The following is a 22,285-nucleotide window of genomic DNA, read 5'->3' on the forward strand; positions in this document are numbered from 1 at the left end:
GTGCTGGAGGCGTCGTGGCGACACATCATCGGGTCCGCGCAGGCGCTCTCCTCTGCTGTCTCGGCCTTACGGTGCTCGGTCTCGGTGCCTGCCAGGAAGCAGGCACCACCCGTCCGGTCGCGCCCTCCCGGGCGGAGTCCGCCGCGCAGGCGGGCGGCACAACGGCACTGATCAAGGCTGCGCGGCACGAGGGCAGGCTCAACACGGTCGCGCTGCCGCGCCAGTGGGCCGCCTACGGCCGGCTGATCGACCGCTTCGAGAAGAAGTACGGCATCAAGGTCGTCATCGACAATCCCTATGGCCACAGCGAGCAGGAGATCGACGCGGTGAAGCGCCACCGTGGCCGGAAGCGCGCCCCCGACGTGCTCGACCTCGGGGATTCCTTCGCCCAGTCCGCGGCGCGGCAGAACCTGCTGGCCCCCTACCGGGTCGCGCAGTTCGACCAGATCCCGCCGGAGCAGAAGGATCCCCAGGCCCGCTGGTACAACAACTACGGCGGCTATGTCTCCATCGGCTGCGACGCGGCCCGCGTGCGCACCTGCCCAGAGTCCTTCGCGGATCTGCTCCAGCCGGCGTACAAGGGTCTGGTCGCGATCCACGGCGACCCCACGATCGCGGGTTCGGCCTTCGCTGCCGTCTACGCGGCGGCGCTCGCCAACGGGGGGTCGTTCGACAACATCCAGCCGGGCATCGACTTCTTCGCCCATCTCGACAAGATCGGCAACTACAACCGGGCCGACCCCAACCCGATCGCGATCGCCAAGGGCAGGACACCGATCAGCATCGAATGGGACTACCTCAACCTCCAGCACATCGACCAGCTCCGCGGCACGGGCGTGCACTGGAAGGTCTCCATTCCGTTCGACGGCAGCTTCTCGCAGTACTACGCGCAGGCGATCAACAAGGACGCGCCCCACCCGGCCGCGGCGCGGCTGTGGGAGGAGTACCTCTTCAGTCCGGAAGGCCAGAACCTGCGCCTGGTGGACTACGCCCGCCCGGTGCTGATGGCCGCCATGGAGAAGAACGGCACCCTCGACCAGACCCTGGCCGCGCGGCTGCCGACGGTCGAGGGCACACCGCAGTTCCCGACCGAGGCCCAGCTCAACGAGGCGCTGCGGACCGTCCAGGAGAACTGGGCCAAGGCCGTCGGCGGCTGATGCGCCCTCGCCGGCCCGTCAGAAGCGCCCTAACCGACGTCGGGCGCGGACCGTACCTCGATCCGGTCCCCCGTCCGCTCCATCTCCAGCACGACGAGCTCGTTGCGTCCCCTCCGCCACAGATGGCTCGGCGCGTACAGGGTGACCTGCGGCCCCAGGGACCAGTACCGGCCGAGCGCGAACCCGTTGAGCCAGACCATGCCCTTGTCCCAGCCAGGGAAGGCGAGGAAGCCGTCCGCGGGGGTGTCGACATGGACCCGGGCCCGGTGGAAGGCGGGGCCGGTCGGGGTGTGGACTCTGCCGAATTCCAGAGCCGAGAGGTCGTCCAGGGGCAGTCGGCGGATCTCCCAGTTGCGCAGTGCCTCGCCGTCGAGGAGGACCTGGCCGCTGATTCCCTTGGGGTCGTTGAGTCCCTGGCCGAAATTGACCCGCCCGGTGGGGTCCACCAGGACGTCGAGGGTGCCGGACGCGCCGGCCACGGTGACGTCGACGGAGTGATCCGGCTGGTTGCGGTCGAAGGTGCCGATCCGCTTGCCGTCGACGAACACCAGCGCGCGGTCGCCCAGTCCGGTGATCCTCAGGCCCTTGGTGCCCTGCGGCCCGCGCACCCGGGTGCGGTAGTGGATCAGCCCGTGCGGCTGCCCGAGGGCCTCCATAGGGACGGGGGTGGCACGCCGCACCGGAGTGCCGCTCAGCGCGTCGAGGGCGTCCCTCAGCGGTACCGAATCGCGGACGGTGATCTGCTGGGCCGGCATCCGGGGTGGTGTGGCCGGCAGCGGAGCGTTCGGCAGCTGGGTGTACTTGGCGAGCACCTTGCGCACCGCGTGGAACTTCTCGGTGAGTTCGCCGGATTCGCTGATCGGGGAGTTGTAGTCGTAGCTGGTGACGGTGGGCTGATAGGCGCCGCTGCCGCTCAGATTGGCACCCGCGTACCAGCCGAAGTTCGTTCCGCCCACCGCCATATAGAGGTTGAGGGACGCCCCTGCTGCGAGGATCTTCTCCACATCGGCGGCGGTCTGCGCGGGGTCGGTGGTGTGGTGCTGCTCTCCCCAGTGGTCGAACCAGCCGTCCCAGAACTCCGTGCACCACAGGGGCTTGTCCGGCTGGAATGCGCGGAGTTCGGCGAAGGGGCCGGTGGGGTCCCCGTCGAAGTTGACGGTGGAGAGGAGGTCGGGGAGGCTGCCGTCCTTCAGGGCTTGTTGGGTGGCTCCGTTGGAGCAGAACAGCAGGCTGTCGATGCCCTGCGCCCGCATGGTGTCCCGCAGATGTGCCAGGTACGCGTGGTCGTGGCCGTAGCTGCCGTATTCGTTCTCGACCTGCATGGCGATGACGGGCCCGCCGCGAGTGGCCTGCAAGTCGACGAACCGGGGCAGCAGTTCGGCGAACCAGGCGTCGACGGCTCGCTCGTACGCGGGGTCGGAACGGCGCAGCGGCGCGTCCTTGTCCTTGAGGAGCCAGGCGGGTAGTCCGCCGAAGTCCCACTCCGCGCAGATGTAGGGGCCGGGTCGCACGATCACCTTCAGCCCGACCTCGTCCGCGGTGCGGACGAAGGCGGCGACGTCGCGCCATCCGGTGAAGTCGGCCTTCTTCTCGTACGGTTGGTGGAAGTTCCAGGCGACGTAGGTCTCCACCGTGTTCAGGCCCATGGCGCGCATCCGCAGCAACCGGTCGCGCCAGTCCTTGGGGTGCGTTCTGAAGTAGTGGAAGGCACCCGAGAGGATCCGGAACGGCTTGCCGTCCAGCAGGAACTCCTTGCCGCGGATGGTCAGCCCCCTCGGGCTTTCGGCCTGGGCGAGGGTCGCTCGGCCGCCGCCCAGGACGACGCCCGCGGACGCGGCGCCCACCATGGCTGCGCTCAGAAATCTCCGTCGGCTGAACTGCGTCATGTCTGCTCTCCTCGGCTCGACCTGTCGGCGCCCAAAGCTCGAACATGTTCAGTAGTGCGCGTTTCTGTGCAGTGCGAGTGTTGTGGAGAACAGCAACGAACACAAGAGCTCGCGTCGCCAGTCGGCGAACCAGGCAGGGGCGAGGGCATTCAGACCCTCGACGCAGGTGACTGTCCGTACCGGGCCGCCACACCTAACGCAACGTGACGAATGACGCAAACACGCCCAGGCTCAAGCAATTTGATGGGCCATCGAAGGATTTGGGGACGCTTGCCGCCTGATGCTTTTCCCCGAACTCTTCAGTAACTAAAGACATGTTGACTGTGCGTCATTTGAACAGCCCGTGAAGATGCTGTACTAATTCCCCTGCGCATTCCGAACGCGACAACCAAGGGGACATCGCCGATGTTCACCGGTGTTCGCCGCCGTTCGTGGTGCGCACGACGCAGGCATGCACGGCGGAATTCAGCGGTAACACAACGCGCATGCCGCATCACTACCGACAGGTAGGCCAGAGCCACAATTCATGAAACCGCCCATTGGGCACCCCGCATGGACTTCGTACATTCCCCCACGTCTCGAAAGAGTCCGTATATGCGTCTTCCCCGCTTCAAAACTCTGTGGAGAACGTTGACGCTGATCGCGTTAACCGCGATCACCGCCGGGTTCCTGCTCAGCGGCGGCACCGCCCGGGCCGGTTCCGTAACCGCCACCGTGACCGGCGGTCAGGGAAACTACCGCAGCGTCAACGAGAGATCGTCGTCCAGTCTTTCCGCCCACATCGTCGGTCGGGCCACGGTCGGCAGCAAGGTCTCACTGACCTGCCGCGTCCAGGGCGACGCCGTGGAGAACGACTCCCGATGGATCTGGTCGGACTCCGGATCCTTCTACATAGCCAACGCGTTCCTCAAAGGGAACACCGACAACCTGCCGACCTGCACGTCCCGGCACGCCAAGTCCAGTCGGCGCGTGGCGCTCACCATCAACATGGAGAAGCAGGTTCAGGACCAGTGGTGCTGGGACGCCAGCGGCCTGACCATCGCCAAGTACTGGGGCTACAACCAGTACAGCCAGCAGGACTTCTGCCGACTTGCCGCGCAGAACAGCAACCTCAGCTGCGACAACCAGCCCGCCACGCTCGACGACCTGGCCAACGGCCTGGGCAACATCGGTCTGAGCAACACCGGATACGACCTCTCCCGCAACGCGTCCTTCTCGGAGGTCGGCAAGGAAATCGACGGCCAACGTCCCTTCGCCGTCCGCATCGGATGGAATTCCGGCGGGGGCCATATGAACGTCATCTACGGCTACGACCCCTCATCGCAGATGGTGGCGGTCGGTGATCCCTGGCAGACCACGCAGACCTACACCTGGTGGAACTACAGCGACTACGTCAGCAACTCTTCATTCCAGTGGACCCATTCCCGCATCGGGATACACAAGTGAGGCGGGCGGCAATGCGTGACACCACAAATCCCCTGCACCGAAGTGCTACTCGTCTCGCCCTTTCCCTCGGTGCGGCGGCGACCCTGCTCTCCACCGCTTTCTGCGGCCAGGCCCAGGCGGCCGACGGCTCGAATACCATTCCCGGTTACCAGGGCGCACGGCAGGTGCTCCGGACCGCGCAAGTGCACAATGCCGTCTCCCGATTCCTCAGCGTGACGGCGAACACCGGTGCCGACGGCGGCCCGAGTGCGGCGGCACCGATGGCGTCCGGGGCACAGAGCGACCAGCAGTCGTTCAGCCTGAACGATCCGGTCGCGCTGTACGAGCTCGCCCCCGCGTTCGTCACCGGGAAAGCGAAGCCCAGCGCGGACAACGTGGCGCGCCTGTCCTACCTCGCCTCCCGGGCGAACGACGCCAACGGGCACAAGGCCACGGTCCTGCTCTCCTCCGCGACCAAGGGCGGCGGCGGCAGTTGGCATCTGACGGGTGTGCGCGACGGCGACAGCGATGTGACCTACGGCCGGCAGACCACGGGCCACTCGAAGGTCTTCACCGAGCCGCAGATCCACGCCTGGTACCGCCTGAAGAACGACATCGTCGCGCCGCTCAACCGGGAAGCGACCTCCGGGCTGCACGGCAAGCGGGCGGTGACGCTCGCCGCGTACCAGAAGCTGGTACACAGCCGCTACGCGGACAAACTGCCGGGTTCCGCGTACGACCGCAAAGGACTCGCCGGCGGCTTCCGTCTGGCTTCCGCTTCCACGCCGTCACCTTCGTCCTCGGCGCCTCTGCAACTCGGCGCCTCGGGATTGGTGGCGGTCGCGTTCGCCGGTGGCGTCATTGCGGTACGGCGCCGCAATCGCCGGCGGCCACAGGCGAATTGAAGGGGCACTGACGGGCACTGACGAGCCCCTGACGCCCGCTGACGAACCACGCCGATCCGGCCTCGTACGCATCCCCATGTGACGAAGCCGCCGCGCCGCGGCGCACACCGCCACCGTGTGCGCCGCGGCCCGCAAACGATCCTGGACGAAGGCATCTGACGACATGAAACACGCGAAACACGCACGAAGGCGCCACTCCCGGCTACGCGCCCGGGTGGTCGGCACCACGGGAACACTGGCCGTCGTCCTGGGTGCCGGAGTCGCTCCGGCCGTCGCCGCCGGTAAGGGCACCGCAGCGCCCATGACCGCGGCAGCTCCCCTGAACGAGGTGCCGCACGCCCCGGGCCAGCTGACCCTCCCCGCCCCGACCGGGCGCTATCACGTCGGAACGGTCGACCTTCACCTGCGCGACGCGTCACGCAGGGACCCGTGGGTGCCCGGACAGCAGCGCGAGTTGATGGTCTCGCTGTGGTACCCGGCCACGCACACCTCCCGCTATCCCGCCGCGCTCCTTCCCAGCAGCCAGCAGGTGCTGCCGGGCGGGGTGACCCTGCCCACCACTGCCGGCCACACCGGCGCCCCCGTTGACCACCGGGCCGGCAAGCTGCCGGTGGTGCTCTACTCGCCCGGGCTGCACGGGAGCCGGGGCCAGGCAACCGCACTGGTCCAGGACCTGGCCAGCCGCGGGTACTTGGTCGTCACCCTCGACCACACCCACGACTCCAGCGATGTGGTGTTCCCCGGAGGGCGGCATGAGGTGAACACCATGCCGCCGGGCTCCCCCTCCTCCCACACGATCGCCATCCGGGCGGCGGACACCCACTTCGTCATCAACCAGCTGGCCGAGATCGCCCGCGGCCACAACCCGGACGCGGAACACAAACCGCTCCCCCACGGGCTGTCCCGGGCCGTGAGCACCAAGCAGATCGGGATGTTCGGCTCTTCCCTCGGCGGCGGAGCGGTGCCCGCGGCCATGCACGCGGACTCCAGGATCCGCGCCGGGGCGAACCTGGACGGCCAACTCTTCGGATCGGAAATCGACAAGCCGCTCAACCGCCCCTTCCTGCTGTTCAGTTCCGAACACCACAATCGCAACAGCGATGGAAGCTGGGCACGCTTCTGGAACCATCTGCACGGAGAGCGGCTCGACCTGAAGCTGCGCGGCTCCGGCCACAACTCCTTCGTCGACAACCAGATCCTCTTCCCCCAGGCACCGGGCGCATTCGGGCTGGCTCCGCCCCAACTGCCGCAGATACTCGGCACGATCGACCCGAACCGCTCCATCGAGATCCAGCGCACCTACCTCGCGGCCTTCTTCGACAAGCATCTGCGCCACGGACACCACCACCTGCTCGACGGCCCCTCGCGCCATTACCCGGAGGTCGATTTCGTCCGCTGAACGAGCCTCCGGTGTCCAAGACACATGGTTCCGGTGCGGTCAGCCGCACTGCCAGGTGAACATCGCGTGGTCGAAGCGTCGCTCGGCCAGGTCTTCGGGGCGTATGAGCCAGTAGAGGGCACCAACGTCGCCCCACATCATGTCGGCGTCGTCATCCGTGTCGAACTGCGCGAGCAGCAGCCACCGGAGGGCCTCCTCCTTGATGCGGGGGTCATCCCACGGGGGACTGCCCAGAGCCCCGCGGGCGACCTCGGTCTCCACATCATCCTGCACCGGGTTCGCGTGGCCGCCGATGCGGTGCTCTGTGCCCTCGAAGTGGCTCCACAGCGCCTCCTGGAACTCCTCGCCCCACAGCGGGTGGTCGTCGGGCAGCTGCGCGAACTCGCGTTGTACCACTGGGTGCCGGAGGTACGGTGCCGTCGTCTCCACCGGCGCCGTCAGCGGCACCTCGGGGTACGGTCGAATCCCCTCCGGCGCCGCCCGGAAGGCGACGGGGACGCCTGCCGGTATGTACAGCACGCGTGCTCCCGCCCAGCTGTCGGGCTCACCGGGATCGACCACCGCACAGCCGTCGTCCAGTTGCCCGTCGAAGTAGAAGAAGGCCAGTGTGCCGTCTTCCGGAAGGGCGATGTCGAGGGCCGAGGAGGGGAGCAGGGCGCAATCGAGTGCAGCAACGAAGGCAAGGGGGCCGTTGCCCTCCCATACGGGCCATTCTTCGTCTTCCGGCAGCTCCGGCAGGCCGCCGAGTCGGCCGACGACCGCTTCCGTAGCCGCATCTGTGCCCTTCTCCAGGCGCACGCTCGGCCGCAGGAGGGCGATCCACCGCTCGGCGATCTCGTCGGGCAGGCACTCGCGGGACAGCGCGTGCAGCGCGTCGGTAGTGCTGTCGGTCGTGCTGTGTGTCATGGCATTGATGATGCAGGAGCCCACTGACAACGCGACCGTCCGCGCTGCCCTGCCGGCCGACGCCCGAGGTGGGGCTGACCACGGCAGAGCCACCGCAGCGGCATCACCTCGGCGAGGAGCGACCGCGTCAGCTCATGAGGAACGCCGCGTCCCAGCCGCTCGCCTCCCAGCCGTTCGCGTCCTCGCATGCGGTTCCCCGGCGGGCGTCGGCGTAGTCGGCCAGTACGAGGGCGATCCCGGCGGCGCCGTCCAGCAGCCCGGGGTGGTGGACCCGGTGCGGTGCGGGCTTCGAGGCGGAGGAGGGCGGCAGAGCCTGGCGGTAGCCGAAGGGAGTTCGGGGGTCGAATTCCGCGACGAGTTCGTGGGCGAGGCCGTCCGCCGCCGACCACAGCTCGGTGGATGCGCCGACGGCGGCCATCCGGGCGACGGTGTGCAGGATGCCCGCACGGCCGTGGCAGAAGCCCGGATCGACGGACACGGCCGGGGTGCGCGGGCGGTGCACGAGGGCGCGGATGGCGTCCTCGGCCGCCATCGTCATCCGGTGGTCGTCGAGCGCCTGCCCGGCCAGATGCAGGGTCCAGGCGATTCCGGATGTCCCGTAGCACCAGCCCGGTGCGCTTCTCACGGCCGTCTCCTGGGACGGCCGGCGCTGTCGGGACGGTGCGGAAGCCTCCCCAAGCGCCCCGGGCACCCCGAACTCCCCGGGCACCCTGGGCTCCCCGGGTTCCCCGAACTCCCCAGTCACCTCCGGGTAGGCGGCGACGCGGCCGGGCCACTGGGTGCCCCGCTCGTCGGTGTGCCCCACGCTCAGCACCCAGTCGGCCATGCGGCGGATGGCGTCCCGCATCCCCGGCACCCGGTGTCCGGAGCGGTGTGCCAGCGACAGCAGCGCGAGCGGGCCGCAAATCCCGTGGGCTACGCCGACGTTGAGGTCGCCTTTCGGGAACTCCGCGCGGTCGCGCGGGAGGAGATACCGGTCGGGTGCGCACCACCACCCCGGCACCTGGCTTCCGTCTCCTGCCGCGGGCCGGACGGGATGTGTCATCCCGACCAGAAAACCCAGGACGTCGCGGAGTACCTGCGCGCACCGCTCGTCGCCGTGGTCGGCTGCCGCCAGGAGGCCGCGTGCCTGTCCTGCCAGGCCCGAGATCGCGTCGTAATCGCTGTACGCCAGCCCGGGGCCGTGCTCCTGCCGCCGTGCCACGAGCCGGGCGGCGTGGGCCCGGACGAATCCGGCATGCACCTCGGCGCAGCGCGCCAGCAGCCGGGTGTAGCCGCCGTGCGCCCGGGCATGCAGCCGTGCGGGCAGCACCAGATCACCGACCGCGGCCGGGCCGGCGTCGGTTGCCGCCGTCACGGCCGCGGCGAGGTGGGCGTGCCCGACCGCTGCGTGGCGTGGGTCGGTGCGGGCGCACCTGGTGTGCAGCAGTGCGATGCCGGGATGCCCCAGCAGCAGCGATGCGGGCTGCCAGGCGGGCTGGAGCACATCGGGTGGCAGGGCGGCGAACGCGGTATGGGCGGTGTCGGCCACCTGCTCCGGGGAGCTGAGCAGTTCGGCGACGCGGTGGGCGATGTCCGATGCCGCGTCGCACAGCGCGAGGGGTGCGGGTGCGGTCATCCGCGGTGCCCCGTGTGGTTCCGCTGCCGACCGAGCCACAGTGCGAGCGCCTCACGGGCCGTGGCATGAGCCGTCAGTTCCTGTTCGGGCCGGGGGCCGAGCAGCCGGTTGCAGTGCATATGGGTCAGGCTCAGGGCGATGCGTCCGCTGCGCCCGGGGTCCGTCACACCGGCGGACAGCGCCTCGCGCAGACCGGACAGCGCCGGACCGCGGGTGCTCCATCCCGTGCTCCACCCCGCGCCCCGGCCGTCCACCGCGGCCGGCGGCCGGGGCCTGGCGCCGGAATCCAGCAGAGCGGCGACGGCCCGCTTCCGGTCCCTCGGGATGTCTCCCCGGCGCGCCAGCACCGACGGGCTGCTGAGCCAGCCGAGCGCCTCGTCCGGGGCGCCGAGACCGGTGACGATGTCGAGGATGCCCAGCGCGGCCGGCAGTGTCGGATCGGCCAGGCGGTCGGGCAGCTGGTCGGGAGTCGTGGCCAGCAGCGTGACGACGGACTCGCTGTCGGCGTGGAAGAGGCGCTCGGCATGACCGAGGGCGTCCGGTCCCCCGTACCGCTCGACCTCGGGCTCGTAGGTGTCCAGAACCACCTTCCCGATGACCCCCGCCTCCTCGCGCGCCTGCGCCCAGGCATGGAGCTCGGGCAGCAGCACCGGCCACAGGGACTCCGGTTCGCCGTGGAAGCGCAACCGGATATGCGGTGCCGGATCCTCGTAACGGAGGAAGAACCAGAGGTCGGCGCCCGCCCTGCGGAGCAGGCCGGGATCGGTCAGCGGTCCGAGGTGGCGGGCCAGCACCTCCGGCTGGCGGGCCTGCGGGACGTAGATCTTCGCGTACAGCCACTCGCCGCCAGGCAGATGAGCACGCGGTCCGCGGACGCGGTCGGTGCCACTCGTCGGAACCGGAACCGGCGCCGCCACGGGGCGGGCCTGCCGGGTGCCGTGCACAGTGCTCGGGCCCGTGCCGTGCGCGGCGCTCGGGCCGCTGGGCCTGGCGAAGACGGGGAAGAAGAACTCGGCGGCATGGGAACCTTCGGGGCCTCGGAACCACTGCCGTTCCACCCGGCCGCCGAACCGCTCCACCAGCGTCAGACCGGGTGCCCGCCGCACCTCGTCGCGGAACGCCAGGAGATGCAGCGGATCGTCGAGGTCGACCGCGACACGGTGGTCGGCCTTGGTGAGCAGCACCTGCCGGGGTACGTCCCAGCGCCGCCGCCATTGCCCGACCTGCCCGCACCACTCCTCGTCCCCGCGGTCGGCCGCGGCGCACAGGGCCCGGTCCGGCAGCCAGCGCGCCGGGGCGAGCACGGTCCGGGCGTGGCGCACCCGCGGCAACGCGGGAGCCGACGCCCAGCTTCCCCAGCTCCACGGCGCGCAGAAGGCCCGCCCTTCCTGCCCGATCTCCAGCAGGAACCGTGCCACGTACGGGAGATGGCGGCTGCTCGGGTTGAGCATCGAGTACGAGAGCGGGCGCACCCTTCGGCCGGTCAAGGTGTCGAGGAGCCGGAGGCCGTCCGTGTCCGCGGACACCGCCAGGTTCTCCACGCGCAGATCGTGCAGTTCATGAGGATTGTGCAGTTCATGCAATTCATGCGGATCATGCAGTGCGCGCAGATCATGCGGACGGCGCGGATCATCCCGTTCGCGCGCCGTCTCCGCCGCGGCTGGACCGACGCCCAGGGGGATGCGATGGGACAGCCACTGCGGGACGGCGGAGACATTGGCGGAACGCATCACCCTGGGCCGGAAGGCGACACAGGCGGGGATCTCGTCGTCCGGGGCGCTCCGCTCGGTGCGCAGCGCCAGCTCCTGCACCTGCGCGGTCGCCCGGCCGAGCACCGGCGCGAACCGGCTGAAGGTCGCTCCGGCCAGCGGGGACACCGCCTGGGGTGCGAGCACCAGATGGAAGTCCCCGCCGCACAGGGCGTCCCAGCCCGGTGCCACCAGCTCGGCTCCCACCTCCATGCTCAGCGGGGCCGGCCCCCGCTCCGCCGGCTCCAGGGCGCGTACGGTCTCCTCGTCGAGCACCACTTCCCGGGCGCCGCTGCGGGCCGCGGCCATCAACAACTCGCCGAGCACCCGGTCGCGCGTCTCGCGCGCCCCGGTCTCGGGGGCGGGCCGGGGCGCACCGGGCCGGCGGTAGTGGCGAGGCAGCCCCAACCCACGGGTTTCGTCGAGCAGTTCCAGGACCGGAACCGGCCGGTCGGTGCCGTACCGCTCCAGGAAGGCCAGGTGGTAGTCGCGCAGGTGCGGATTGCCCCGGTGAACGGGCGAGGTCCGCCACAGCACCGTCGCGGCCCGTTCCGCTTCCCGGGCCACTTCCCGCGGCAGGGTCAGCCGCACATCCAGCGCCAGGTCCGTCTGAAGGACGTCCGTCGCAGGCTGTACCGCCCGCATCCGCTCACGGACCGCGTCCAGCCGGGCGCGCCGGCCCTCCGCCGGCGCGGCATCCAGGGCGCCCAACTCAGCCTGGATGACATACAGTTCACGGACCGTCGGATGATCGACTCCGCGCATCCGCTCGCATACGTGGTCGAGGGGGGCGGTGCAGTCGGGCGGCGGTGCCAGGTCGCTGAGCAGGAAGTGGCCGCGGACGAGCTGCCTGATACTGCCTTCGATCGCGCCATCGGGCGCGTGGGGGAACTCTCGCCTCGCCGCTGCCACCAGCCGGGGAAAGGGCGTGGGGTCCGCCGCGGCCGCCAGGAGCTGCCGGACCACCCGGGTGTGGCGCACGGTTCCGACCAACTGCCGTTCTCCGCTGCGGTCATGGTGATCGACCAGCACCAGTCGGCCGTCCCGTACGGCGTGCAGGTTGTTGGCCGTGAGCCGCGCACACTCCAGTACGGCGGGCACATCGAGCAGCATCTCCAGAACGCCGTCCAGCCAGGCCGCGTCCGGCCGGGTCACGCGGCGCCCGTCACCGACCGGCTCCCGCGCGGGCACGGATCCGAATCCGGCGAGACCGACCCCCGCGAAGAGGCCGAAAGGCGTGGGGCGGTGGGCCATGCGCGAGTGGTACTTCGTCAGCGAGATCGCGATACGGCGAAGGGACTTGAGTTTGAGCCGCTCCCCGGCGACGGCACGGTCGACCTCCGCCGCCAGGCTCGCACTGGCCAGGCTCACCGCCTCCATGAGCCGCGGGTCGGCGGCGAGTTCCGCTATCTGGTGGCGCAACCAGCTTTCTTCGTACGGGGCTTCGCCGGACGGATCGGGCCGCCGGGCCGGGGCGTCGTCCGAGGGCAGCGGGAGGGCCGCGGCGCGTACCAGAGCCAGTTTTCCGCACTCGAAATCAACGTCACCCGTATCCCCCACGATTTCCCTCGCCCGTCCCCGCCCCGGTCCCCGCACACCGCTTCACCCGACGATGGTGCGGGGTGGCGGGGACGACGTCCCGGCACCACCCCGCACCTGTGGATCAGCCGCAGTTCCAGGAGGTGGGCGGACAGACCTGCGTCATGAGCTTCGACTCCTGGGCAGGCACGGTGACCGTGGCCGAATCCATGATGTCCATGTCCAGGTCGAGGTCGAATTCGTCCATGTTGATGGTGACGTTCTCCATGGTCCCCTCCAAAGAAAGACGTTGAATTCCGGAGCGCTTTTGGCTTCTCCGGAGCAATTCCGGTGGGTGCGATGGTCTTTCGCAACCACCCGGGTATTCCATCCAAGCTCACAGGCCACGTCAAGCACGTTTGTCACACGCGGCGTTGATCCGCCGTAGCCTCGCCTCGGGCGTATACCTGTGCCTCTACCTGCGCCTCCACCTGTCCCTCACGGTCGGTCGAACGCCCGTGACGATGGGGAGCGGCGACTCCACCATCACAACCGCCCCTTAAGGCGTAGAACGCAAATAATCCCCAAAAGGGGCATACGAAACAATCCATGTTTCGGCGCCCATCCAATGAATCGGGATCGGGGCCCCAGCAGTGATCCACAAGGCACGCACTAGCCTGGTCATCCGTGACAGAGACACTTTCGGCAGGTTTGCCGGAGCTGACCGCGGGGCGGCTGGTCGGCAGCTGGCAGTTCGATCCGTACGCGCTGGTGCTGGTGCTGCTCCTGGGCGGCCTCTACGCAGCGGGCGTCGTACGGCTCGCGCGGCGTGGTGAGCGGTGGCCGGTCGCCCGGACGGTGGCGTACGCGGGCCTCGGGCTCGGGGCGATCGTGGTCGCGACGATGTCCGGGCTGGCGGTCTACGATCATGAGCTGTTCTGGCCCGCCGCGGTACAGAACATCGTGCTCGATCTGATCGCCCCGCTCGGCCTGGCACTCGGCGACCCCCTCGCACTGGCGCTGCGGGCGCTTCCGGAACGCGGCCCGGTGTCTCGGCGACTGCGTGCCGCGGCGTCCGGCAGGGTGCTGCGGCTGCTGACCTTTCCGCTGGTCAGCACCGTCCTCGTGCTCGCCTCCGAGCTGGCGATCTACTTCACGCCGTACTTTTCGACAACATTGCGGCACGGTCCGCTGCACGAGCTGATGTATCTGCAACTACTGGTCACCGGGAGCCTCTTCGTGCTGCCGATGCTGACCCGCGAGGAGCTGCTGCCCGCCTGGTGCAGCCATCCGGTGCGGGCGCTTCTCGTCTTCCTGGACGGGCTGGTGGACGCGGTGCCGGGCATCGTGGTCATGACCAGCGGAACGGCGATCGCGGGCGGCTGGTACGCCACACAGCACCGCCCCTGGGACCCGAGTCCACAGCAGGACCAGATGATCGGCGGCGGGCTGATGCTGACCATCGCCGAGCTGGTCGGGCTGCCGTTCCTGATCGCGGTCTTCGTGGAGTGGGTGCGCGCCGAGCGGGCGAAGACCGCGGCGCTGGACGCCCGGCTGGACCGCGAGCTGGCCACGACGGCGGGGACGGCGACCGGGGTGGCTACGGTGAGCGGGCCGGTTTCGGCGGGCGAGGCGGCCGGGACGGCCACGGTGAACGGGCCGGTCTCGGGCACACCGGCCGCCCAGGAGACGGCGGCCGCGCCGCAGCCGGAGATGACGCGGCCCTGGTGGGAGACGGACCAGGGGGCCGTGGGCGAGCGCTTCCGGCGCGGCGGCGGGCGCTGAGCGCCGGTCGCCGGGGCAGGCACAGCGGCCCGGCCGGGGCGCCACCCCGCGCACGGACTGCGCACGCACGGGGTGGCGATTCGGCCGTGCTTCCGGCCGACAGGCTGCCCGGCACCGCAGTGGGGTAGAACCTCTTCCATGCCGATATCCGCACGCCGGGCCGCGATTGCCGCCCTCACCGTCGTGGCGACCGCCGTCGCCGGATGTTCCTCCGTACGGACCCACCCGGACGCGAAAGGCTCCGCACACTCCGGAGCGCCGGGCCCCTCCTCGTCCTCCTCCGGGCCGGGCGGGTCGATACCCGTCGGCCCCGGTCCCCAGCCCGCGTACACCGTCCAGCCGCAGCCGTCCCCCGGCTCCTGCCACGTCCGTCACACCGCCGGCAAGCAGCCGCTGCCCGACGCGAAGTGCACCCCAGGGGCGACGAATCCCAAGGTCACGGCGGCGACGCTCAAGACGACGATCTGCCGCAGCGGCTACACCAAGGGCATCCGGCCGCCGGTGAACATCACCAGCCGCGAGAAGAAGGCCAACGCCGCCTCGTACGCCTATACCGGTCCGCTGCACGACGCCGAGTACGACCACCTCATCAGCCTCCAGCTGGGCGGCGACCCCAACGACCCGCGCAACCTCTGGGTCGAGCCGCCGTCCCCGGGGCACCGGCCCGGCGCCGGACCCAACAACCCCAAGGATGTGGTGGAGAACCGGCTCAAGGCCGCCATCTGCTCGGGCAAGACCGATCTGACCAAGGCCCAGGAGGCCATCGCGCACGACTGGACGACCGCGGAGGCGGTGCTCGGCCTCAAGCAGTAGCCCGGTCAGGATGCTGAACGAGCCGAAGGGCTTCGGCCCTGACGTCGGCGTCGAGCTGTGCCGGTGTTCTGTCGCTGTATTCGAGCGTGTCGTACTCGTCGTCCAGTGCGGCGAGTCGTTCGGCCAGGGGCAGCTGGTGCCCGAAGTGCTGGTGGATACGGAACGCCAACTCACGTGGCGACAGCTCGCCGGCCAGCATCCGAGCGGCAAGTGCTCGTGCGGCGGCTTCCCGTCCGGCAACTCCGTCGAACGGGTAGAAGGTGAGGCCCAGTTCATGAAGTGCTGGGGGAAGGAGCTCGGGGACGTCGTATATCGCCTCCGTTCGTGTGCACGCCGCCAAGGTCCGCAGAGCAGGACTGTCCAGGCCGTCGACGAGTGCCTCACAGGCACCCGCAACGACGTCGGTTGCGCTGATCTCGCCAATGCTCCAGAGGACGGCGCGGTCCTGAAGCTCGCGGGCTGCTGATTCGTTCGACGGCATGTGTCCATGGTGTCGTCATGGGGTTGAGCAGGTCGAGCGGATTACGCTGCGATACCTGCCGAACAGGGAGCTCCGAGCTGACTCACGGAGTGGATCGTGTGATCCGCATCGGTGAAACTGGCCACCATGACAAGGGATCGGACAGCTGGATTCATAGGCGGCATATTCGGGGTCGTCTTCATCGGGGTGAACGCTGGTTCCCTGCCGCCGGTCGTCGGCCTCCCCTTGCGGGCGCTGGCGGTTGCCGCGTTCGTCGGGCTGGCCGTCGTGCTGCGACGCGACCGTGCGCCTCTGCCGACGGGCACCGCGCCCACGGTGGGCTTCGGGCGGCGCTACTGGTGGGTGGTGGCCGTCGAGGCGGTCGTCGGAGTGGCCGGGATCCTTGCCATCAGATTCCTCTTGCACGCCCCGCACGTGACGGTCGCCTGGATCGCGCTCGTGGTCGGGCTGCATTTCTTTGGACTCGCGGCCGTGTGGCGGCTGACAGCGCTTCGTTGGCTGGGTGCAGGAATGTCCGCGTGCGGCGCCGCGGGGCTGGCACTGGGCGCCTACGGTGCCTCCCCGGCGACCATCGCCGCGATCGCGGGAGTCGCCCCCGGGGCTCTGCTGCTCAGCTCCGTATGGTGGGGCGCCTTGAATCACGCCGAGCGCCGGGACGCGCCCCATTGATTTCCCCGCTCCTCCCGGCCGCCTCCACGGACCTCTGGCCCCGTCTCCATTCTCTGACTAGAGTCAGAGAATGGAGACGGGGCAGGGACAGATCAACCAGGTGCGGCAGTTCAACCGGACCGTCACCGAACGCGTGGGCGTACTCCACGACCACTACCTCGGCCTGGACCGGCCCATCGGCGAGGCCCGACTGCTCTGGGAGATCGGCGAACAGGGCGAGGACGTACGGCGGTTGCGCGAGCGCCTCGGGCTCGATTCCGGATACGTCAGTCGTCTGCTGCGCTCTTTGGAGAGCGACGGCCTGGTGACGGTGGAGCCTCAGCCCCGGGACAGACGGGTGCGCACGGTCCGGCTCACCGACGCGGGACGCGCGGAGCGCGCCGTGCTCGACGGCCGCAGCGACGAGTTGGCCGGCTCCCTTCTGGAGCCGCTCAACACGGCGCAGCGCGCCCGGCTCGTCGCCGCCATGGCCGAGGTCGATCGGCTGCTGACCGCCGGGACGGTCACACTGAACGTCGTCGACCCGGACCACCCCGACGCCCAGCACTGCCTGAGGTCCTACTTCACCGAGTTGCAGGAGCGCTTCGAGACCGGCTTCGACCCGGCACACAGCCTGCTGCCCGACGCGGGTGAACTCAAGCCGCCGTACGGCCTGTTCCTTCTCGCCCGACTGCACGGCGAGCCCGTCGGCTGCGCCGGTCTGAAGCTACCGGCCGGCGCCCCCGCCGAGATCAAGCGCATGTGGGTGGCGCCCGATGCCCGCAGGCTCGGCCTCGGCCGCCGGTTCCTGGCCGAGCTGGAGGCGCAGGCCGCCGGGTACGGCCGCGCCGTCCTGCGCCTGGACACCAACAAGGCCCTCAGCGCCGCGCTCGGCCTGTACCGCTCCTGCGGCTTCCACGAGGTCGCCGCCTTCAACGACGAGCCGTACGCCCACCACTGGTTCGAGAAGCGGATCGGCGGAGCGTCGTCGAGGTGAGGGCCGGCGTCTGCGAAAGCCCCGGGGCGTCGCCCGGAACGCGGCTCTAGGGGCGGCGCCCCCATGCGGAGATCATGGGAGAGGTGGACAGGTCGAGGCGGCCGGAGGCGATGTTCGCGAGATGGCGTTCGATCTCCTCGTCCGTCGCGAGTCCGGCCGCTACGAGACCGTCGCGGACGTGGCGAACCGTCGCGGCCTCCAGGATGTTGCAGGCCGGCGACGTGATCGGGAAGTACGCGTCCGCGTTGACGCCGGTCAGCCCTGCCTCCCGGAGCAGGCGGGGAAGCTTCCGGCCGTAGCCGAGGTCGGCGCCGCGGGACGCCAGCAGCGTACGGAAGCCGGACCGCAGCTTGTTGGCCAGCGCCTGTTCGGGCCCGTACTCGTCCAGGCAGATCAGGGGCTGCAACGCCGGATCGGCATCCTCCACCAGCAGCCAACCGCCCGGTCGCAGCGAGTCGGCCATCGTGCGCAGGGCCCGTTCCCTATCGGTCACATGCACCAGCACCAACCGGGCGTGTACGAGGTCGAAGCCGCCGCCCTCGGGCGGCTCGTCCCGGCCGACGTCGTGGCGCAGGACCTCGACGGCGCCTCCGGACGTCTCGGAGGCCCACGAGGTGTCGATGTCCGTCGCCAGCACCCGACCGGTCGGCCCGACCCTGTCGGCCAGCCAGGTCACCACCGAGGGGCCGCCCGCACCTACCTCCCAGCACCGCCACCCCGGAGCGATTCCCAGGTCCTCGATATGCCGGAAGGTGGAGGGATCGAACAGCTCACTGAGCGCATCGAAACGGGTCCCTGCCTCCGGCCGCGCGTTGTCGAGGAGGTAACCGTCGTTCGGAGAAGCCGGTGTGGGAGACGCCATGAGGGCGATTGTCACACGCGGCAGGTGTCATCGCTCTGCGCGGGCGTGACGGAGGACACCGGTGAGAACCGGTGCCCTCCGTCATGCGAGGCTGCTACGGCTGCTGGCTAGCTCAGCGACTTCAACGCCGCCGCGTCGTACGGCGTCAGCTCCTCGAAGCGGTCCCCCAGGACCTTTGCCGCCCACTGCGGGTCCTGGAGCAGGGCGCGGCCGACGGCGACGAGGTCGAACTCGTCGCGCTCCAGGCGGTCGAGGAGGTTGTCGATGCCCTGAACCGGGGCGCCCTCGCCCGCGAAGGCGCGGATGAAGTCGCCGTCGAGGCCGACCGAGCCGACGGTGATGGTGGGCCTGCCGGTGAGCTTCTTGGTCCAGCCCGCCAGGTTCAGGTCCGAGCCGTCGAACTCCGGGAGCCAGTAGCGGCGGGTGGAAGCGTGGAAGGCGTCGACGCCGGCCGCGGCGAGCGGGGTCAGGATCGCCTCCAGCTCCTCGGGGGTCTCGGCGAGCCTCGCGTCATACGCCTCCTGCTTCCACTGCGAGTAGCGGAAGATCACCGGGAATTCGGGCGAGACGGTCGCGCGCACCGCGGCCACGATCTCGGCCGCGAACTTCGTACGGGCCACGGGGTCGCCGCCGTAGGCGTCGGTACGGCGGTTCGTGCCCGCCCACAGGAACTGGTCGAGGAGGTAGCCGTGGGCGCCGTGCAGTTCGACGCCGTCGAAGCCGATGCGCTCGGCGGCCGCGGCGGCCTCGGCGAAGGCTGCGATGACGTCGTCCAGGTCGCGCTGGGTCATCGCCTTGCCGGCGTTCTCGGTGCCGTCGACGCGGATGCCGGAGGGGCCGACGGCGGGGGCATCGGCGTAGGGCGGCTCGCCCTGCTTGCGCACCATGCCGATGTGCCACAGCTGCGGCACGATCGTGCCGCCCGCGGCGTGCACGTCCTCGGCGACCTTCGCCCACCCGGCCAGCTGCTCCTCACCGTGGAAGCGGGGGACGCGGTCGCTCTGCCCGGCGGACTCATGACCGACGTAGGTGCCCTCGGTGACGATCAGGCCGACGCCCGCGGCGGCGCGGCGGGCGTAGTACGACCGCACGTCCTCACCGGGTATGCCGCCCGGGGAGAACATGCGCGTCATCGGCGCCATGGCGATGCGGTTGGGAACGGTCAGGCCGTTCAGCGCGACGGGCCGGGAGAGGATCTCGGCCGCGCGGGAGGCGGCGGAGGATGTCGTGGCGGTCACGGGGGTGCTCCTTGTCAGCATCAGTGGGTAGCGGTGTCGGTACCGGTGCGGGTGTAGGTGTAGGTATCGGTGGAGGTATGTGCGACGTGTAGTGGGCGCTTGGGGTGCACGGGGTGCATGGAGGGGCCAACCATCCGGGCAGGCACGGCATTCCGCCGGTCCGGCGGGCTGCCCGTGATCCCGGACACCCCCGCCGCCTACGGCGCTACGGGGTGCGCCAGCGCCATGTCGAAGCCGTCCGTACCGCGGCCCTCGACGGCCAGCGCCGACGCCACGGGCGGGTAGCCGCTGGCTATGAGCGAGTACTCGCCCGCGGTCAGGTCGGTGAAGGCGTAGGCGCCGTCGGCGTCCGTGATGGTGGTGCACACCACGTTCCCGGCGGCGTCCACCAGCGTCAGCCGGGCATCGGGCAGCCGGCGGCCGCCCTCCCCGGCGCGTACGGTCCCCCGCACGTGCAGACCGGCGGGTTCTGCGGCGCGGGCGAGCCTGACGCCGTACGCGACCGGGGCGGCCGTCGCCGTCACCGTGGCGGCCTGCGGCTGATGGCCGTCGGCGGCCGCGATCAGGATGTACGGGCCGGCAGCCGGGGCGTCCAGCGCATACCGGCCGTCGGGGTGGGAGACCGTGCGCCCCACCTGTCGACCGTCCGGTGAGACGAGCGCGAGGGCGACACCGCCGAGCACCTCGCCGTCGGCATCCCGTACCAGGCCGTGGAAGCCGGGCCCGGCGGGGAGAGCATCGGCCACCGGAGCGTCATCCTGGAGGACGTTGGCCGGAGGAGCATCGGCCTGGACCGCAGGCTCCGCCACCGCATCGGCAACTGCCATTCCCACCACCGGAGTTGACGAGGTCTCCGCGCTTGCGTCGCCCGCCTCGGCGGCCCGCGGGCCGTGCTGTCCGCGCAGGCCGAGCCAGCCGATCACCGCGACCAGTGCGAAGGCGACGGCCCCGATGCCGAAGGTGAGGGTGAACCCGGATTCGGCGGGCAGCGGCGGTACGCCCGCCGGCAGGTGCTCGATGGTCTTGGACGCCAGGATCGTGGTGACCACGGCGCTGCCGATCGCGCTGCCGGTGGAGCGGGAGATCGAGTTGATGCCGTTGGCTATGCCGCTCTGGTGGTGCGGGACGCTCGCCATGATGACGGCGGGCATGGCGGCGTAGCCGAAGCTGACGGCCGCGCCGGTCAGGAGGCCGGCCCCGATGACCGAGGCGGTGTGGGTGTGTTCGAGCGCCAGCCAGCCGAAGCCGGCGGCTCCGAATACGGCGGCCATGGCGAGCACGAACCGGGGGCCACGGTGGCGGACGAGCCGGCCGCCGAGGGGCGAGGCCAGCAGCGAGACGATCGCGCCGGGCAGCAGGAACTCGACGGATGCGCGCAGGATCGAGGCGTCGAAACCGAAGCCGGTGAGGGCCTTGGGTATCTGCACGAGGTAGGAGACGCCGAGGAAGTTCGCGAACATGCCGAAGCCGACGAGGATGCCGGCCAGGTTGGCCATGAGGACCGGGCGGTGGACGAACATCTGCATATCGACGAGGGGCGCGCGGACCTTCAGCTCGACCAGGACCCAGACCGCGATCATGACGACCGCGCCGGCGAAGGCGCCCAGCGTGCGGCCGGAGGCCCAGCCCCACTCATGGCCCTGGGAGATCGGCAGCAGGAGCAGCAGCAGGGCGATGCCGAGGGTCAGTGCGCCGAGGAAGTCGGTGCGTCCGCCGGTCTTGTGCCGGGTCGCCGGGACGAGGAAGACGACGGCGAGCAGGGCCAGCACCGCGAAGCCGGTCGCCATCCAGAAGGCGTTGCGGTAGTCGGCGTGGGCACCGGAGGTGAGCAGGCCGGTGGCGACGAGTGCGAGCCCGCTGCCGAACGCGAGCGTGCCGCTGACCAGGGCCATGGCGCCGGGCAGCTTCTGCGGCCGGACCTCTTCGCGCAGCACGGAAAGGGCCAGCGGGAAGATCGCGGTGGCGGCGCCCTGGAGCACCCGGCCCAGGATCAGCAGCGGCAGTGAGCCCGCGACCGCGGCGATCACGGAGCCCGCGACCATGACGACGAGCACGGCCACCAGGGTGGGCTTCTTGCCGTGCTGATCACCGAAGCGGCCGAGCAGCGGGGTGAAGACGGCGGCGGACAGCAGTGTGGCGGTGGTCACCCAGCTCACGTTGGCGGTCGAGGTGCCGAGGTCGCCCCGGATGAGGCCCAGGATCGGGACGGGCAGGGTCTGCATCATCGACACGACCATGGCGGCCAGGCTCAGGGCGAGGACGATGACCGTCTCGTTCCGTCGCCCGGTGGCGGTGTCGGGGGCGGATGCGGCGTGGCTCATGGCTGGCAGGACCTTCTCAATGCTTCAGATCGTAGATGTTTCAGCACATCAAGTACTTCCGCAGACGGTAGCCCGAGATACTTAAGACAGTCAAGTAAATAATTGATGACGTGAAGCATCTTGAGTACGCTCCGACCATGAGCGCCACCGCCCCGTACGCACCCACCAAGCTCCAGCTGCTGGAGCTGCTCGCCGCCATAGGCACCACCCAATGGCGCGATTTCGCGGCCACCGCCGCCCATCACGGGCTCACCGCCATGCAGGCCAAGGTCCTCGCCCAGCTCGACGAGCCGCTGCCGATGCGCGGCCTCGCCGCCCTGCTGGTGTGCGACGCGTCGAACGTCACCGGGATAGTGGACCGCCTGGAGGCCCGCGAGCTGGTCCGCCGGGAAGCCGACCCCGCGGACCGCCGCGTGAAGAACGTCGTCGCGACCGACGCGGGCCGCGAGATCATCCGCCGCGTGCGCGAGGAGATGCAGGAGACCCATAGCGCCCTCGACACCCTGGGCGAAGCCGACGGCGCCACGCTCTACGCCCTGCTGCGACGCCTGCGACCGACGCGGGAGACGGACGCCTGA

Annotated in this window: 18 protein-coding genes and 1 pseudogene; 9 read left to right on the forward strand and 10 right to left on the reverse strand. The window is 70.1% G+C overall.

Annotation, left to right across the window (positions count from 1 at the left end):
• The first annotated feature begins 14 nt into the window (after nt 1-14).
• Nucleotides 15-1,157: an ABC transporter substrate-binding protein gene (locus B1H19_RS05655; protein WP_083103519.1), complete on the forward strand. Its 1,143-nt coding sequence runs from the start codon at nt 15-17 to the stop codon at nt 1,155-1,157.
• Between the two features lie 29 nt (nt 1,158-1,186).
• Here B1H19_RS05655 and B1H19_RS05660 read toward each other — a convergent pair whose 3' ends face one another.
• Nucleotides 1,187-3,043, reverse strand: a complete 1,857-nt coding sequence (locus B1H19_RS05660; protein WP_203237106.1) for a glycoside hydrolase family 35 protein — start codon at nt 3,041-3,043, stop codon at nt 1,187-1,189.
• Between the two features lie 594 nt (nt 3,044-3,637).
• Between B1H19_RS05660 and B1H19_RS39665 the strand changes: the two genes are divergently transcribed.
• The 3 genes from B1H19_RS39665 to B1H19_RS05675 all read left to right on the forward strand — a co-directional run bounded on the left by B1H19_RS39665 (nt 3,638) and on the right by B1H19_RS05675 (nt 6,772).
• A complete protein-coding gene (locus tag B1H19_RS39665; protein WP_237289148.1) occupies nt 3,638-4,489 on the forward strand; it encodes a papain-like cysteine protease family protein in 852 nt (283 codons plus the stop codon).
• 11 nt (nt 4,490-4,500) lie between these two features.
• Nucleotides 4,501-5,373: a hypothetical protein gene (locus B1H19_RS05670; protein WP_159028010.1), complete on the forward strand. Its 873-nt coding sequence runs from the start codon at nt 4,501-4,503 to the stop codon at nt 5,371-5,373.
• 163 nt (nt 5,374-5,536) lie between these two features.
• On the forward strand, nt 5,537-6,772 hold the full coding sequence (locus B1H19_RS05675) for an alpha/beta hydrolase family protein (RefSeq protein ID WP_203237107.1): 1,236 nt from the start codon (nt 5,537-5,539) through the stop codon (nt 6,770-6,772).
• Between the two features lie 39 nt (nt 6,773-6,811).
• Here B1H19_RS05675 and B1H19_RS05680 read toward each other — a convergent pair whose 3' ends face one another.
• The 4 genes from B1H19_RS05680 to B1H19_RS38575 all read right to left on the reverse strand — a co-directional run bounded on the left by B1H19_RS05680 (nt 6,812) and on the right by B1H19_RS38575 (nt 12,851).
• Entirely contained in the window at nt 6,812-7,678 is an 867-nt protein-coding gene (locus tag B1H19_RS05680; protein WP_083109441.1) for a YwqG family protein, read from the reverse strand.
• A gap of 127 nt (nt 7,679-7,805) precedes the next feature.
• Nucleotides 7,806-9,296 (reverse strand): lanthionine synthetase C family protein, encoded by a 1,491-nt coding sequence (locus tag B1H19_RS05685; RefSeq protein ID WP_083103521.1) that lies wholly within the window; start codon nt 9,294-9,296, stop codon nt 7,806-7,808.
• Nucleotides 9,293-12,604: a lantibiotic dehydratase gene (locus B1H19_RS05690; protein ID WP_083103522.1), complete on the reverse strand. Its 3,312-nt coding sequence runs from the start codon at nt 12,602-12,604 to the stop codon at nt 9,293-9,295. Before B1H19_RS05690 ends, B1H19_RS05685 begins: the two co-directional genes overlap by 4 nt.
• A gap of 103 nt (nt 12,605-12,707) precedes the next feature.
• Nucleotides 12,708-12,851, reverse strand: coding sequence for a hypothetical protein (locus tag B1H19_RS38575; protein ID WP_159028011.1), 144 nt, complete (start codon nt 12,849-12,851; stop codon nt 12,708-12,710).
• 398 nt (nt 12,852-13,249) lie between these two features.
• On the opposite strand from B1H19_RS38575, the gene B1H19_RS05695 reads away from it, so the two are divergent.
• Together B1H19_RS05695 and B1H19_RS05700 are read left to right on the forward strand one after the other, a co-directional pair.
• Entirely contained in the window at nt 13,250-14,347 is a 1,098-nt protein-coding gene (locus B1H19_RS05695) for a cytochrome c oxidase assembly protein (RefSeq protein WP_083103523.1), read from the forward strand.
• Between the two features lie 138 nt (nt 14,348-14,485).
• On the forward strand, nt 14,486-15,160 hold the full coding sequence (locus B1H19_RS05700) for a hypothetical protein (protein WP_083103524.1): 675 nt from the start codon (nt 14,486-14,488) through the stop codon (nt 15,158-15,160).
• Here the strand turns inward: B1H19_RS05700 and B1H19_RS05705 are convergent.
• Nucleotides 15,150-15,641: a hypothetical protein gene (locus B1H19_RS05705; protein ID WP_083103525.1), complete on the reverse strand. Its 492-nt coding sequence runs from the start codon at nt 15,639-15,641 to the stop codon at nt 15,150-15,152. The genes B1H19_RS05700 and B1H19_RS05705 overlap by 11 nt on opposite strands.
• Nucleotides 15,642-15,767: 126 nt before the next feature.
• Between B1H19_RS05705 and B1H19_RS05710 the strand changes: the two genes are divergently transcribed.
• Both B1H19_RS05710 and B1H19_RS05715 read left to right on the forward strand, forming a co-directional pair.
• Nucleotides 15,768-16,310: a hypothetical protein gene (locus B1H19_RS05710; RefSeq protein ID WP_083109442.1), complete on the forward strand. Its 543-nt coding sequence runs from the start codon at nt 15,768-15,770 to the stop codon at nt 16,308-16,310.
• Nucleotides 16,311-16,380: 70 nt separating this feature from the next.
• Nucleotides 16,381-17,286, forward strand: coding sequence for a bifunctional helix-turn-helix transcriptional regulator/GNAT family N-acetyltransferase (locus B1H19_RS05715; protein ID WP_083103526.1), 906 nt, complete (start codon nt 16,381-16,383; stop codon nt 17,284-17,286).
• Nucleotides 17,287-17,332: 46 nt separating this feature from the next.
• Here B1H19_RS05715 and B1H19_RS05720 read toward each other — a convergent pair whose 3' ends face one another.
• From B1H19_RS05720 to B1H19_RS05730, 4 genes and pseudogenes are all read right to left on the reverse strand, one after another.
• Nucleotides 17,333-18,148, reverse strand: a complete 816-nt coding sequence (locus B1H19_RS05720; RefSeq protein ID WP_083103527.1) for a methyltransferase domain-containing protein — start codon at nt 18,146-18,148, stop codon at nt 17,333-17,335.
• 107 nt (nt 18,149-18,255) lie between these two features.
• Nucleotides 18,256-19,407 (reverse strand): NADH:flavin oxidoreductase, encoded by a 1,152-nt coding sequence (locus B1H19_RS05725; protein ID WP_083103528.1) that lies wholly within the window; start codon nt 19,405-19,407, stop codon nt 18,256-18,258.
• Between the two features lie 176 nt (nt 19,408-19,583).
• Nucleotides 19,584-20,213 (reverse strand): MSCRAMM family protein, encoded by a 630-nt coding sequence (locus B1H19_RS40605; RefSeq protein ID WP_335755963.1) that lies wholly within the window; start codon nt 20,211-20,213, stop codon nt 19,584-19,586.
• Nucleotides 20,205-21,707, reverse strand: a pseudogene (locus B1H19_RS05730) (MFS transporter); the annotation flags it as partial. The gene B1H19_RS40605 and the pseudogene B1H19_RS05730, both read right to left, overlap by 9 nt.
• Nucleotides 21,708-21,844: 137 nt before the next feature.
• Between B1H19_RS05730 and B1H19_RS05735 the strand changes: the two are divergent.
• Nucleotides 21,845-22,285, forward strand: coding sequence for a MarR family winged helix-turn-helix transcriptional regulator (locus tag B1H19_RS05735; protein ID WP_083103530.1), 441 nt, complete (start codon nt 21,845-21,847; stop codon nt 22,283-22,285).

This window comes from Streptomyces gilvosporeus (genome assembly GCF_002082195.1).
Classification (GTDB): domain Bacteria; phylum Actinomycetota; class Actinomycetes; order Streptomycetales; family Streptomycetaceae; genus Streptomyces; species Streptomyces gilvosporeus.

What these genes read in the sequence shown, in the direction of transcription:
- B1H19_RS05660 (WP_203237106.1), bottom strand. Translation starts at nt 3,043, where the DNA reads ATGACGCAGTTCAGCCGACGGAGATTTCTGAGCGCAGCCATGGTGGGC.
- B1H19_RS39665 (WP_237289148.1), top strand. Translation starts at nt 3,638, where the DNA reads ATGCGTCTTCCCCGCTTCAAAACTCTGTGGAGAACGTTGACGCTGATC.
- B1H19_RS05670 (WP_159028010.1), top strand. Translation starts at nt 4,501, where the DNA reads ATGCGTGACACCACAAATCCCCTGCACCGAAGTGCTACTCGTCTCGCC.
- B1H19_RS05675 (WP_203237107.1), top strand. Translation starts at nt 5,537, where the DNA reads ATGAAACACGCGAAACACGCACGAAGGCGCCACTCCCGGCTACGCGCC.
- B1H19_RS05680 (WP_083109441.1), bottom strand. Translation starts at nt 7,678, where the DNA reads ATGACACACAGCACGACCGACAGCACTACCGACGCGCTGCACGCGCTG.
- B1H19_RS05685 (WP_083103521.1), bottom strand. Translation starts at nt 9,296, where the DNA reads ATGACCGCACCCGCACCCCTCGCGCTGTGCGACGCGGCATCGGACATC.
- B1H19_RS38575 (WP_159028011.1), bottom strand. Translation starts at nt 12,851, where the DNA reads ATGGAGAACGTCACCATCAACATGGACGAATTCGACCTCGACCTGGAC.
- B1H19_RS05700 (WP_083103524.1), top strand. Translation starts at nt 14,486, where the DNA reads ATGCCGATATCCGCACGCCGGGCCGCGATTGCCGCCCTCACCGTCGTG.
- B1H19_RS05705 (WP_083103525.1), bottom strand. Translation starts at nt 15,641, where the DNA reads ATGCCGTCGAACGAATCAGCAGCCCGCGAGCTTCAGGACCGCGCCGTC.
- B1H19_RS05710 (WP_083109442.1), top strand. Translation starts at nt 15,768, where the DNA reads ATGACAAGGGATCGGACAGCTGGATTCATAGGCGGCATATTCGGGGTC.
- B1H19_RS05715 (WP_083103526.1), top strand. Translation starts at nt 16,381, where the DNA reads ATGGAGACGGGGCAGGGACAGATCAACCAGGTGCGGCAGTTCAACCGG.
- B1H19_RS05720 (WP_083103527.1), bottom strand. Translation starts at nt 18,148, where the DNA reads ATGGCGTCTCCCACACCGGCTTCTCCGAACGACGGTTACCTCCTCGAC.
- B1H19_RS05725 (WP_083103528.1), bottom strand. Translation starts at nt 19,407, where the DNA reads ATGCTGACAAGGAGCACCCCCGTGACCGCCACGACATCCTCCGCCGCC.
- B1H19_RS40605 (WP_335755963.1), bottom strand. Translation starts at nt 20,213, where the DNA reads ATGGCAGTTGCCGATGCGGTGGCGGAGCCTGCGGTCCAGGCCGATGCT.
- B1H19_RS05735 (WP_083103530.1), top strand. Translation starts at nt 21,845, where the DNA reads ATGAGCGCCACCGCCCCGTACGCACCCACCAAGCTCCAGCTGCTGGAG.